At 71.1% G+C, this 13039-nt stretch carries 12 protein-coding genes; 1 reads left to right on the plus strand and 11 read right to left on the minus strand.

The genetic code is table 11. From position 1 onward, the window contains the following. Nucleotides 1-52: 52 nt before the first annotated feature. From epsV to JYK02_RS22190, 9 genes are all read right to left on the minus strand, one after another. Complete coding sequence (gene epsV, locus JYK02_RS22150) at nt 53-1549, minus strand: PCP family exopolysaccharide biosynthesis protein EpsV (protein WP_207053813.1); 1497 nt, start codon at nt 1547-1549, stop codon at nt 53-55. Continuing rightward, the gene (gene epsW, locus JYK02_RS22155; protein WP_207055269.1) at nt 1546-1953 is read right to left on the minus strand and encodes an exopolysaccharide biosynthesis response regulator EpsW; all 408 of its coding nucleotides are present in this window, start codon (nt 1951-1953) and stop codon (nt 1546-1548) included. Before epsW ends, epsV begins: the two co-directional genes overlap by 4 nt. Nucleotides 1954-1976: 23 nt before the next feature. Then, nucleotides 1977-2153, minus strand: a complete 177-nt coding sequence (locus tag JYK02_RS22160) for a hypothetical protein (protein WP_207053814.1) — start codon at nt 2151-2153, stop codon at nt 1977-1979. A 10-nt stretch (nt 2154-2163) separates the two neighbouring features. After that, entirely contained in the window at nt 2164-3492 is a 1329-nt protein-coding gene (gene epsX, locus JYK02_RS22165) for an exopolysaccharide export protein EpsX (protein ID WP_207053815.1), read from the minus strand. Between the two features lie 4 nt (nt 3493-3496). Then, nucleotides 3497-4132, minus strand: coding sequence for an exopolysaccharide export protein EpsY (gene epsY / locus JYK02_RS22170; RefSeq protein ID WP_207053816.1), 636 nt, complete (start codon nt 4130-4132; stop codon nt 3497-3499). Nucleotides 4133-4146: 14 nt separating this feature from the next. Further along, on the minus strand, nt 4147-5700 hold the full coding sequence (wzx, locus tag JYK02_RS22175; protein WP_242588844.1) for an exopolysaccharide biosynthesis flippase: 1554 nt from the start codon (nt 5698-5700) through the stop codon (nt 4147-4149). 116 nt (nt 5701-5816) lie between these two features. Beyond that, nucleotides 5817-7289 (minus strand): exopolysaccharide biosynthesis polyisoprenyl-phosphate hexose-1-phosphate transferase EpsZ, encoded by a 1473-nt coding sequence (gene epsZ, locus JYK02_RS22180; RefSeq protein ID WP_207053817.1) that lies wholly within the window; start codon nt 7287-7289, stop codon nt 5817-5819. A gap of 293 nt (nt 7290-7582) precedes the next feature. After that, nucleotides 7583-9013: a formate dehydrogenase accessory sulfurtransferase FdhD gene (gene fdhD, locus JYK02_RS22185; RefSeq protein WP_207053818.1), complete on the minus strand. Its 1431-nt coding sequence runs from the start codon at nt 9011-9013 to the stop codon at nt 7583-7585. Next, nucleotides 9010-10263, minus strand: coding sequence for a molybdopterin molybdotransferase MoeA (locus tag JYK02_RS22190; protein WP_207053819.1), 1254 nt, complete (start codon nt 10261-10263; stop codon nt 9010-9012). Before JYK02_RS22190 ends, fdhD begins: the two co-directional genes overlap by 4 nt. Nucleotides 10264-10419: 156 nt before the next feature. On the opposite strand from JYK02_RS22190, the gene mobA reads away from it, so the two are divergent. Continuing rightward, on the plus strand, nt 10420-11025 hold the full coding sequence (gene mobA / locus JYK02_RS22195) for a molybdenum cofactor guanylyltransferase (RefSeq protein WP_207053821.1): 606 nt from the start codon (nt 10420-10422) through the stop codon (nt 11023-11025). Between the two features lie 3 nt (nt 11026-11028). Here mobA and nrfD read toward each other — a convergent pair whose 3' ends face one another. Beyond that, entirely contained in the window at nt 11029-12243 is a 1215-nt protein-coding gene (gene nrfD, locus JYK02_RS22200; RefSeq protein WP_207053823.1) for an NrfD/PsrC family molybdoenzyme membrane anchor subunit, read from the minus strand. Further along, nucleotides 12243-13037, minus strand: coding sequence for a 4Fe-4S dicluster domain-containing protein (locus tag JYK02_RS22205; RefSeq protein ID WP_207053825.1), 795 nt, complete (start codon nt 13035-13037; stop codon nt 12243-12245). Before JYK02_RS22205 ends, nrfD begins: the two co-directional genes overlap by 1 nt. Nucleotides 13038-13039: the final 2 nt, after the last annotated feature.

A 13039-nucleotide genomic window follows, 5' to 3' on the forward strand; every position in this document is an offset into this window, starting at 1 on the left:
GTCACCCCCGCGCACGCGCCGCCCTTCCCAGGACGGCCGCGCGCTCGAATCCTCAGCGCCGTTCCAGCTCCGCCAGCACCGGCAACTTGAGCAGCCGCTCCACCTGCCACTTTTCCAGCACCCGGCGGCGCAGGATGTCCAACGCCACCGCCGCGAACACCGCCAGCGCCACCCCGCCCACCACACCCGCGATGGCGATGAGCTTCGGGTTCGGCTTGGACGGCTTCTCCGGGAAGAGCGCCGGCAAGAGCACGCTGTAGCGGTGCTTCATCGAAACCTTGGAGATCTCCAGCTCCGTCTGCGCCTGATCCAACCGGCGCAGCTTCTCCTGGTGCCGCATCACCACCATGCGCATCCGGTCCGTGGCCACCGCCACCTCCGGATCATCCGGCGTGCCCAGCATCGCGCCCGCCATCGGGCCACCGAAGCCCGCCGCGCTCGAGGCCTCCGTCGCGGAGTCCACGTCCGTGCCGCCCATGCGCAGGTACTCCTGGATGAGCGACTGCTCCTCGGAGCGCAGGGACGTCAGCTGCGGCGAGTCCGCCTGCATCGTCGCCACGCGCTGCTCCAGGTCGACGATCACCGGGTGCTGCGGGGAGAAGACGACGCGCTGCTCGGCCAGCTGCGCGCGCAGCTCCGTGAGGCGGCGGCTGCGGAACTCCTCCACGTCGCGGATGGCGCGGCGCTTGGCCTGCACCAGGAACTTCAGCTGCGCGAGCGCGTGGTCCGTCTGCAACAGCGCCTGCCGCGCGCTGGCCTGCTTGGGGTCCGCTTCCTTCTTCTTGCGGCGCGCGTCCGCGGCCTTCACCGCGCGCTCCAGGTCGGAGATGGCCTGCTTGATGTTCGCGGCCTCGTTGGCCACCTGGCCCTGGAGGATGTTCACGGACTCGGAGATGGCGCCCATCTCCGACTCGTGGCGCATGTCGAGGAAGTTCTGGGACGCGGCCTCCACGATGTTGAAGGCCATCTGCGGGTCGCTCCAGTCCACCCCGATGGTGACCGTGCCGCTGCCTCCTTCCGCCATCACCGTGAGGCTGGTCTCCAGCATCGCGATGAGCGCCTCCTCCTTGTCCTCGTCGGACATGGGGGGCGGGGCCTTCTTCAGGTACTGCTCCTTCATGCGGCTCATGGGCGAGCGCATGTGGTCCCAGTACTCGATGAGCTTCGCGTGCTTGATGACGGACTTGAGGTTGCCCCGGCTGAGCACCATCTCCCACGCGGCGCGCGTGGGCTGATCCGCCTCCACGGGGATGGAGCGGCCCGGGTTCACCAGCGAGGAGATGATGAGGTTGCGGTACGTCAGCATCCGCGTCTCGACGTGGTACTTGCGCGGCATCAGCTTGGCCGCCAGCGAGCCCAGTCCGCTCATCACCGCGATGATGCACAGGCCCAGGAACCAGTGCCGGAAGATGGCCCTGCGCACGAAGCCCAGCCCGTCGAACAGGAAGCCCCAGTCGATGAGGTCGGCCGGCGCGTTCGTCTCCTCGCGCTCGGGGACGTACGGCGGGGGCGCGGCGGGGCGCGGCGTGCGCGGGGCGGGCGTGGTCATGCGCTGCCCCGGGGAGCGGCGGTCTTCAGCACCTGGCGCACGCGCTTCTCCAGCTCCTCGGGCGTGAAGGGCTTGCCCAGGTAGCCGTTGGCGCCGGCCTCCTCCGCGTACGCCTTGTCCTCCGGCAGGTTGCGCGCGCTCACCATCAGCACCGGGATGTGCGCGATGGCGGGCGTGCGGCGGATGTGCTCGCAGACGTCGTAGCCGGACACGTCCGGCAACGTCAGGTCCAGGCACACGAGGTCCGGCTTGAGCTCGCCCGTCTTCAGGTACTCCATGGCGGCCTTGCCGTTGGGCTGCTCCACCACGTTCTTCACGCCCATCTGCTGGAGCATGTCACGCAGCATGACGCGGAACATCGGAGAGTCCTCCACGAGGAGGACGGTGAGCTGGTTGAGCTCCATCACGTCTGACGCCTTTCCTTCCCTCACCCGAACCCGTACTTGGGCACGAGGACGAGCACGCCATATGCGTACGCCACGTTGAAGAGGGCCACCCAGAGGATGGCCTTCTTCATCCCCCGCCAGGGGTGCGCATCGCGCGCGGCCGCTCCGGGCAGCGCGATGGTGGCAACGAGGACGGACAAGAGGATGAGCTTCGCCATGTCGGGAGCCTCAGAGGATACCCGTTTTCTGGACCGTCAGTCCCAGCGTCGCGGACCACACCGTGCGGGCCGCCTCCACGTCGGGCGAGCGAGTCCATGCCGTGCGGGTGTCCACCTCCAGGGCCACCCACCGGTTCAACGTCCAACCCGCGCCCACACCGCCCACCACCTGCCGGTCCCCCACGGCCCCGCCAACCGCGAAAGCACTGCCTGCGGTCCCGGAAAGCCGGAAGCGCGGCCCCAGCGCCCAGGTGCCGTTCAGCGTCAGGTCGGCCCTTGGGTAGACGAGCCCCGTCAGCCGGTCCACGAAGGGCGTCACCCGCGCGGAGAGCCGGCCGTTGAAGTCCGCCACCCGCGACGGCACCCGGTGGGACACCGCCAGCGTCAGGTCCGGGAGCAGGTCCAGGCGCTGCGCCGGGTCCGCCACCGGGGTGTCCCCGACCTGAAGGGTCGTCAGCCGCCGGCCACCTGACGCGGTGGATGCCGGGGTGACGTCCGGCGTTTCCGGGTCGTCCGTGGCGGCGTCCTCCGTCGCGCGGACGGAGTAGGCCACGCCCACGCCCACCCCGGCCTCCAGCGACGTGCGCCGGTCCAGCCGGTGCGTCCAGGCGCCGGTGAAGGTCGTCACCGTGGCGCGCGCGCCGGTGGAGAAGCGCGAGTCCGTGAAGCCCACCGTGGTGGCCAGGGTGTGCCGGGGCGCGGGGGCGTACCCCAGGGAGAGCTGCGCGCGCGGGCCGTACTGGAAGGGCACCGCCTCCTTCGCCGCGTCGTCCAGGCCGCCGCTGGCGGAGAAGCCCGCGCTGCCGGACAGCCGCCAGCCCGGGCCCAGCCACACCGTCTCCGCCGCCAGCGTCGTCAGCGAGGACAGGAAGAACACCGTGTCCACGCCCTCCGGCAGCGGCTGGATGGGCACGTCCGGGACCGGCGTGTCCCCGGGCACCGTCGGGTCGTCGCCCAGGCCGCCGCCCAGGGGCAGGTTGGTGAAGAGGTTCACCTGGCCCAGCACGAACTCCTGGGTGCCGTGCAGGGTGAGGCCGCGGGACGGCCGCCAGTCCCCCAGCAGGCGCCCCACGTGCTGCACCTCCGTGCGCGGGTTGGTGGTGGCCTCGCGGAAGGAGATGCGCGGCGCGTACTGCACCTCCGCCACCGCGCTGCCGTCGTCGTACTTCAGGCCCACCGTGGGGACGATGTCCATGTCCGCCGCCACGGGGGCGACGGGCTCACCCGTGGCCTGCTGCTCCATGGAGCGCGCGCGGGTGTCCACGCGGGCCGCGGTGCTGTACGTCACGGCGGAGGAGGCCACCTCCAGCCACAGGCTCGCGAGGGCCGCGTCCAGCATCCGGCTACTCCACCACCACCACGTCGCCGGGGCGCAGACGGAAGGTCGCCGCGCGGCCCTCGCCGCGGATGATGTCCTCGTAGCTCACGCGGATGCGCGTGGGCTGCTCGGCCTGCGGGTCCTCCCGGCGCAGCACGAAGATGCGGTCGCGGTGGGCGTAGTCCGTGAAGCTGCCCGCGGCGCCCAGCGCCTGCAGCAGCGTCGCGCCCGGGTCCAGCACGTGCGCGCCCACGTTCGCCACCTCGCCCAGCATCGTCACCGACATGGGGCGCGCTTCCTCCAGCGACACCGTGACGACGGGGTGGTTGATGAAGTCCTTGAGCCGCGTCTGGATCTGCTGCGCCAGCAGGGCCGGCGAGTGGCCCGCGGCCTCCACGTCGTCCAGGAACGTGAGGCTGATGTGGCCGTCCTCGCGCACCTTGGCGCGCGTGGTGAGCGCCTCCTGGCCAAACACCTTCACGTTGAGCACGTCGCCGGGGACGATTCGGTACTCCGCGTCCGACGCGACGGGCTTCTCCTGGTAGTCGTTCACCCAGGTGTACTTGCCCAGGCCGCCGCACGCGGGCAGCAGCATCAGCAGCCCGGCGCACGCGAGGGCGCGGGAGGCGGGACCGCGGAATCGGGACGGGCGGGACGGCATGGCGCTGGGGCTCCTCACGCGGCGGGGGCGGCCGGCACGGCCACCTCCGCTCCATTACCACCGCGCTGGCGCGCCATGCGCACGACCTGCAGCAGTTCCGCGGGGCGCACCGCGCCGGTGCCCAGCACGCCGGCCACGTAGGTGGCGGCCGTCAGCCCCAGCCGGGGCCACGGCGCCAGGCCCGCGCCCAGGAGCACGCGGTCCAGGGCCACGCACACCCCGCACACCCCGGCCGTCTTCGCCACCATGACCAGCGAACGCCGGTCGAAGGAGTTCCTTCCCATGCGGCCGAGGAAGAGCACCGTGACGATGACCTCCGTCAGGAACATGGACAGCGCCGTGGCGGTGGCGCCGCCGGACGGGCCAATGCGCCCGTACAGCCACGGGATGAGCGCCAGGTTGAACAGCGGGTTCACCACCGCGCCCATGGTGGCCGCCAGCGTCACCCACCACTCCTTGTTGGACATGGTGAGCCAGATGCTGCTGACCATGGTGACGTAGGCCATCACGAAGATGGGGGACAGCACGCGCAGGGGCAGCGCCGCGGGCTCGAAGCCGGGGCCGCACATCAGGCGCACCCACAGGTCCGCGCCCAGCACCATGGCCATCATCACCGGCACGGTGAACGCGAGCACGCCCTCCAGCGAGCGGCGCGTCAGGTGCGACAGCTCCTGCGGAGAGCGGGCCGCCGCGCGCGACATCATGGGCATCAGCACCCAGCCGAAGATGGGGGAGATGAGGAACGTGAGGCCCGCGATGCTGAACGCGCCGCCGTACCAGCCCACCTCCTCCTTCGACGCGAGCTTGCCCAACAGCGACATGTCCGTGCGGCCGTTGCACGCCAGCGCCGCCGCGGTGAGGAAGAACGGCAGGCACGCCTTCATCACCTTCTTCGTCGCGGCGATGTCGATGCGGAACTTGAGGTTGAGGTGCTCCTTCGCCAGCTTCCAGCTGATGATGAGCTTCACCGCCTCCGACAGCACCATGGGCACGGCCAGCCACTGCAGGCCCACGCCGAACGCGGCCATCAGCGCCAGGCCGCCGCCCCAGACAATCTTGGTGATGACGTTGGAGACGGACAGGCCCGCGACCTTGCCCTTGGAGTGCAGCAGCGCGGCCATGGACGCGTTGACGACGATGAGCGACTGGGCCACCGCGAACCACTGCACCAGGTGCTGCACCTCCGGGGGCTCGCCGGTGTGGTGGAGCACCAGCGCCAGCGCCACCATGAGGACGAGCGTCATCGCCAGGCGCAGCAGCATGGTGGTGCCGAAGAAGTCGCTCGCGTGGTCCGGGCGGACGGGCACCTCCTTGCGGATGTACGTCTCCAGACCCAGGTTCGTGGCCACGAAGAACGTGGCGGCGAACGCCTCCGACCAGTTGAAGTAGCCGAACGCCTCCGGGCCCAGGTAGCGCGGCATCAGCGCGCGGATGCCCAGCGCGATGGCGTACGTCACCATCAGCGAGCCGCCGAGCTGCAGGGTGCTGCGCACCGCGCCGCGCACTTCGTTCGCACGGGCGCCGTCGTCGGCTTCAGCGGAGGGGGAGATAGGACTGTTCACGGTCATGGATGATGCGGGCCTTCAGGGGGCTGCTGCGCACTCAAGGGGGGGAAGGCCCGCCCCATGGAAAGACAAACGGGCCCGGCGCGTCAACGCCGGGCCCGGGAAGCACACTCCGGTCGCTAGCTTGCCCCGCGACCGGTGATGACCACGGGCACCGTCTGCAGGAGCAGGCGCAGGTCGCCGGTGAGGCTCCAGTGGTCGATGTACTGCATGTCCAGGTACATCCACTGCTCGAAGGAGATCTGGTTGCGGCCGGAGACCTGCCAGATGCAGGTGAGGCCCGGACGCACGGACAGGCGGCGGCGCTGCCACGTCTCGTACTTCGCCACCTCGCTGGGCACCGGCGGGCGCGGGCCCACGATGCTCATCTCACCGCGCAGCACGTTGAGGAACTGGGGCAGCTCGTCGATGGAGAACTTGCGGATGAACCGGCCGATGCCGGTGATGCGCGGGTCGTTCTTCATCTTGAAGACGGGGCCCGTCTGCTCGTTCTGCGCGGCCAGGCGCTCCTTGAGCTCCTCGGCGTTCACCACCATGGAGCGGAACTTCATCATGTAGAACGGCTTGCCGTGCTGCCCCGTGCGCAGCTGCTTGAAGAAGATGGGGCCGCGCGAGGTGAGCTTGATGGCCGCCGCCACCACCAGGAACAGCGGCAGCAGCGCCCACAGCGCCACCGCGGACACCGCGATGTCGAACAGGCGCTTCATGGCCATCTGGTGCGGCTTGGGCGCCACCGCGGCGAAGTGCAGGTAGCCGTCCGCCACCGCGCGGGACTCCACCGGGCGGGCGCGGTCCAGGCGGAACGAGTGCGCCGGCAGCGCGAACGGCACGCCGAAGCGCTCCGCCAGCTTGATGGCCGCCTGCATGGACTCGCCCTGCTTGAGCGTGTTGCCCGCGATGTAGACCTCGCTGACGGGCAGCGTGCGCAAGAGGCGCTCCAGCTCGTCCGCGGGCCCCAGCACGTCCGCCGGCAGGCTGTCGCCGGAGGCGTGGTCCTCCGGGAAGCGCACGTAGCCGAGAATCTTGTGACGGCCGCGCTTGAGCAGGTCCTCGCCCGTGTAGCGGCCCATGGCGCCGGTGCCCACGATGAGCACCTCCTCCGTGGGGGCCTCCTGCGAGGCCACCTGGCGGAAGACGCCCAGGCGCAGGAGCAGCGCCACCGGCCAGAAGATGAAGAGCAGCGGCGCCAGCCCCACGTGGGCCGCCGCCGGCATCGCCAGCTCCAGCACCGCCTGCACCGTCACGACGGCCAGCGTGGTGACGGACACCAGCGCCACGTGGTCCAGCTTGCTGCGCTCGGCGAAGCGCGAGTCATAGAGGCACAGCGCCGTGCCCGTGATGAGCCACACCAGCACCGCCGTCACCACCATGCTGGGCAGCTCCCAGCTCATGGGGAACGTCAGCCCACCGCGCATCCACGCGGACCCCAGCAGCACCCCCACCAGCAGCGCCACGTCCACGGTGAGGTTCAACTTCGCCGCGAAGCCCGGCGCCAGGCGCGGCGGATCGGTGACCTCGGTCGAGGCCGCATTCACCGTCGTCGCGGGAGCCTTGACCTCGGCGCTTGCAGTCGCACTGCTCATCGTGTCCACCCCCCTCTGCTCACGTTCAGGTTTCGCAGAGGATACCGTCTAGGCTAGAAAAGTTTAACCAGGAGGAAATGCAAGACTGCCAAATTGTGCGTCGCGGCGCAACCACTGCTCAGCAAGAAAGACATGACTTCAGGTGAAAACTTGGAGCCATCCGCCGGACGTCTGATGCGACTTTACTTGCCGGGACATTGAAGTCTGGCGAGTCCATTGGATCTTCCGTGGACTCCAAACTGACCCGGCCGGGTCGTCGACTGCATGTACGATGCCGGTCTGACACCTGGCTGCCTGCTCCTTCACCGCGGTGGGTCATGGCGAAAGTCATGAGGGATTCCCGAGGGTTGGAGGTGGGGCTGCAGGCGTTCTGTCGCCGTGTAGACGTTGCAGCGGCCGTTCCTTGAGAACGCGGCCAGCGTCACACCGGCACGCAGGGCCAGGTCGATGGCCAGGGAGCTGGCGGCGGACACGCTGACGACGACGGGGATGCGGGCGCGGGCGGCCTTCTGGACGATTTCGAAGCTGGCGCGGCCGCTGACGGCGAGGACGGTGGGTGCGGTGGGGAAGGGCGGTGTGGGCAGCCGGCGCGGGCTGCGGACGGCGCCGGCCAGGACCAGCGCCCCCACCACCTTGTCCACGGCGTTGTGGCGGCCCACGTCCTCGTGCGCGGCGAGCAGCTCTCCGTTCGCGTCCAGCGCGGCGGCGGCGTGCACTCCGCCGGTGAGCTCGAAGGTGTGCTGGATGTCGCGCAGGCTTTCGGTGGCGCGGGCCACGGTGCGCGCGGAGAGCACGGGGCCGGGCGCCACCACTTCGCACGTGGCCATCAGGTCGTCCACGTCGCGGCGGCCGCACACGCCACACGCGGAGGTGGTGAGGGTGCCGCGCCGGGTGGCCTCCACGCGCTCCACGTCGAGCACGGCACCGGCGGCGGGAACGACCTCCAGCACGTTGCCGTATCCTTCCTCGCCGGGGTGGCCGCAGTGGAAGAGGCTGCCCAGGTCGGAGCCATCTTTAAGGATGCCTTCCGCGAAGAGGAAGCCCACCGCCAGCTCGCGATCATGGCCTGGGGTTCGCATGGTGGTGGCGACGGTGTCGCCGCTCACGCGGATCTCCAGCGGCTCCTCGACAGCCACGCGGTCGTCCTCCGCCGCACGGAGCGTGTCACCGTCGAAGCGGCGCACGTCGCGGTGGGTGACGCCGCGCGGTTCGGGACGAGAGACCTTCCGTGGGGCGGATTGATCACGCAGCCACGCAGTGAGGAAGTCCGCGACGGCGCGTGCATTCACGGGCAGGCGTTGACGCGAGGCGACGGCGGGCGGGAGCGCGGGCGCGTCCGTCACCACGGCGAGCACTTCTGGACGCGAGGCCGCGAGCGGTGCCTCGAGTCCATCACGCCACACTTCCAGCTTCGGGAGCGGGCCGTCCTTCCAGCCCTCCACCAGCAGCAGGTCCACGCGGCCGGCGTCGCGCGCCAGCAGCGCGGGGGACAGGGCTTCGCGGGTGGTGAGCTGCGTGCCGTCCGGCGTGGCGAAGCCGGTGAGCACGGCGCCCGCGGCCTCCAGGCGCGCGGTGTCGCTGCCCTCGCGGTGGAGCGGGTGCGCGTCCGACGAGTGCTTCACGTACGCCACGCGCAGGCCGCGCGAGGTCAGCTCTGGCAGCAGGCGCTCCAGGAGCGTCGTCTTGCCGGCGCCGGACCAGCCGATGACGGCGAGCGCGGGAAGCGGCTTCACGCGGCCTCCACGGGCTGGAAGTCCGGCTGCTCGAAGAGCTGCACGTCCACGGACTCGCCCTCGGCGAAGTCGGCGCGGCCCGCGGGGAGCACGGCCCAGCCCCGGGCGGCCACGTTCTGGAGAATCTGTCCGGCGCCCTGGGGACGCAGGCGCGCCCACGGCTCCGCGCCGTCGTCACGCGCCTCGAGCGCCGAGACGGTGACGAGGTACGTGAGCCCCGCCTGCTTGTGGCGGGACTCGGAGAGGCGGGCGCGGGTGACGCGGCGCTGTTCGAGGACGCCCTGGTGCTTGAAGAGGAGCGGCCGCGCGAATTGATCAAACGCGACGGTGGCGGCGCCGGGGTTGCCGGGCAGCACGACGACGGCGGTGGAGCCCAGGCGGGCCACGGCCATGGGCTTGCCGGGCTTGAGCGCGACGCCGTCCACGAGGAAGCGCGCGCCCATGCGCGTGAGGACGCGCTTCACGCAGTCCTTATCGCCCACGGACGCGCCGCCGGTGGTGATGAGCACGTCGACCTGGGGCGCCAGGTGCTCCAGCTTCGCGTGCAGCTCCGCCTCGTCATCGCGCGAGCGGTCCAGGTGCGTGACGTTCGCGCCGGCCTCGCGGGCGAGCGCGGCCACGAGGACGCGGTTGCTCTCGAAGACCTGATGCGGTTGGGCGGGCTGGCCGGGAGGGACGAGCTCATCCCCGGTGGCGACGACGGCGACGCGCGGCGCGGGGCGCACGAGCGCGGTGGCCTCCCCCAGCGACGCGAGCACGCCGAGCACGGTGGCGTCCACGCGCTGGCCCGCGGCGAACAGCGGCGTGCCGGGCATGACCTCTTCACCGGCGCGGCGCAGGTCATGGCCGGGCGTGACGGAGACGAAGAGGTCCACGTGGGTGCCGTCGTCGGTGGGGCGCGCGGCCTCCTGGCGGACGACAGCGTCGGCGCCGGGGGAGAGGGGGGCGCCGGTGAAGACGCGCGCGGCCTCGCCGGGCTGGAGGGTGCGGCGCGGCAGGTGGCCGGCGTAGACGGTGTCGACGATGCGCAGGCGCGCGGGGCGGTCGCGGTTGGCGCCCCGGGTCTCCTCGGCGCGCACGGCCCACCCGTCCATGGCGGAGTTGTCGCAGCCGGGCAGCGCGCGAGGCGCGGCGATACCAGCGGCGAGGAACCGGCCATGAGCTTCCAGCAAGGGAAGGTGCGCGGGGGCCGCGGGCGCGATGGCATCGAGCGCGGCCAGTCGCGCGGCGGAGAGGGGAGTCAGCGGCATGCGTCCAGAAGGGGAGGCCGGACTCTACGACGGGGTGCGCGTGCCTTGTCCACGGGGGGAACGGGGCCTGCGGCTGCTCCCTCCCTCTGGGGCTTGGCGAAATCCCGGGAGTGACGTGTTTTCCGGCCACGAGGGAGGTGTGTAGGGTCGGCGGACATGGACGGATCCGCGACCTTTCCCGACGTGACGCTGGCCATCCTGGCAGGAGGGCAGGGGACCCGGCTGGGCGGTGTGGCCAAGGGGCTGCTGAGCGTGGAGGGGCTCACGACCCTTGAACGCCTGCGAGCCTTCGGGTCGCATTTCGAGGACGTGCTGCTGGTGGCGAATGTTCCGGAACCGTACGAGCGCTTCGGACTCCGGACGGTGGCGGACGTCGTGAAGGGCAAGGGAGCGCCCGGAGGTGTTCACGCGGCCCTGGGAGCGGCCCACACGTCGTGGGTGTTCGCGGTGGCGTGCGACATGCCGTTCGTCACGGAGGCCGCGGCGAGGGTGGTGTTGGACGCGCGGGCGGAAGACGTGGACGCGGTGTGCTTCGAGCAGGACGGACGCTGGGAGCCGCTCTTCGCGGCCTACCGCAAGGAGCTGGTGACGCGGTGGGGCGAAGCACTGGCGGAGGATCCGTCCATGAAGCGCGTGCTGCTGCGCTTCCGCACGAGGACACTCCCCGTGGACGCACTGCGCACGGTGGATCCGGAGCTGCGCGCGCTGGCCAACGTGAACACGCCAGAGGATTTGGCGCGCTACGGCGTCACGTTGCCTTGAACCTCACGGCTCCGGCTGCGTCACCATGAACCGTGCATACGGTGCCTCGGGCCGTGGCGCCGTGCGTGCCGCGCCCTGGCCCAGCACCGGCAACGGGAAGCTCAGGGGCTTTCCGTCCGACGCGGTCGTGTTCCCATCCACCTGCGCCGCGCCCAGGCCCTGGCGCTGTCCCTGGAACGTGGCCTGCGGGTTCCTCGCGGAGGCCTTGCCCGCCTGGATGATGCCGTAGCGCGCGGCCACGGCTCCCACCGTGGACAGCACGTCCGCCGTCACCTGCTTCCACCTGGACCGCCCCGGCAGCACGTCCACCACCAGCCCCGCCATCGAGCACGTCCGCGACAGCATCCACAGCGCTCCCGAGGCACCCGTGCGCAGCGGCCTGCCCACCTCCGCGACCTGCCGCGCCTCCAGCTCCACCGCCTCGCGCGTGAAGAGCTCCGCCACCTTGCCCGCGATGCGGAAGCGGCGCAGCACGCGCTCCTCCGCTTTCGAATGCGGGAACAAGGACAACAGGCTCCCCGCGCTCGCGGTCGCGGAGGACATGAAGAACAGCGGCAGCGTGCGCCCCACCTGCTGCCACAGCGGCACCGCCGTGTTGCTCACCAGCACCGCCGTGTACCCCGCCAGCGGCAATCCCAGCAGCGCGCCCATACGTCCCGCCACGCGTCCCAGCGTGCCCAGCACCCCGGGCCTCCGCCGCAACACCCACGCCGCCGAGTTCACCGCGCCCGAGCCCGCCAGCACCCACGAGCCCACGCTCATGGGCGACGTGGGCCGGAACACGCGCAGCATGTTCAGGAAGCGCGACGGCCGGCCCAGGTCGTGGATCAACAGCCCCGCGCTCACGATGTCGCCCGCCGTGGCCACCGTGTGACAGCGCTCGGCCAGCCGCTCCAGCCGCCGGCCTCCGAAGGACTCCAGCGCCACCCCGAGCACGCTCGCCGCGCCCGCCACCCCGCCCACGTAGAAGTACGCGGGCACGGTCCAGATCCACAGCGGCTCCTTCAGCACCGGCATGCCGTAGTAGCTCGGAGCCTCCGCGCTGTCCGGCCCGGACCTCGACGGCACCGTGGACAACACGTCCATCCCGTGCCGAGCGGGCTCCGGATCCTTCACCCGCTGCTGCGAACCCTCGCCCTCGAGGATGCCCGCGCGCGAGTCGATGTTGCGCCCGTCCGTCTTGCGCTGAAGCCGGTCCAGCAGCGTGTCGTCGCTCATCAGCCCTCCCGCCCCAGCACCACCGCGCCCACCGCCACGGCCACCATGCCCACCGCGCCCATCGCCACCGACGCCCACGACCGCGCCGCCTTCTTCGTCGGCACCACGGGATCGGGCGGCAGGTTGTAGACCTCCGGCTTGTCCAGCAGCAGGAAGAACGCGTTGAGCCCGCCCGTGCCCGGCTGGTTCTCCGCGTCCTTCCCGTACAGGTACGCGTCCGTCACGCCGCGCTGATGCAGGTCGCGCACCCGCGTCTCCGCTCGCGCGTGCAGTTCGTCCAGGTCGCCGTACTGGATGGACGCCGTGGGACAGGCCTTCGCGCACGCGGGCGTCTGGTCGTCGCCGATGCGGTCGTAGCAGAGCGTGCACTTCCACGCGCGCCCGTCGTCCTCGCGCCGGTCAATCACGCCGAACGGACACGCGGACACGCAGTAGCCGCAGCCGTTGCACACGTCCGGCTGCACGTAGACCGTGTCGAACTCCGTGCGCACGATGGCGCCCGTGGGACACGCCTCCAGGCACCCCGCGCGCTGGCAGTGCTTGCACACGTCCGACATCATCAGCCAGGAGAAGTCCCCCGCGCCCGACGCCTGCCCCTGCAACGGCACCGGCCGCTCCACGAACGCCACGTGCCGCCACGTCGACGCGCCCAGGTGCGCCGTCTGGTCGTACGACATGCCCGTGAAGTGGAAGCCGTCGTCGGGAAGCTGGTTCCACTGCTTGCACGCGACCTCGCACGCCTTGCAGCCGATGCAGAGCGTCGTGTCCGTGAAGAACCCCTTGCGGCTCCCCATGC

The organism is Corallococcus macrosporus (assembly GCF_017302985.1).
In the GTDB taxonomy this organism is placed as follows: domain Bacteria; phylum Myxococcota; class Myxococcia; order Myxococcales; family Myxococcaceae; genus Corallococcus; species Corallococcus macrosporus_A.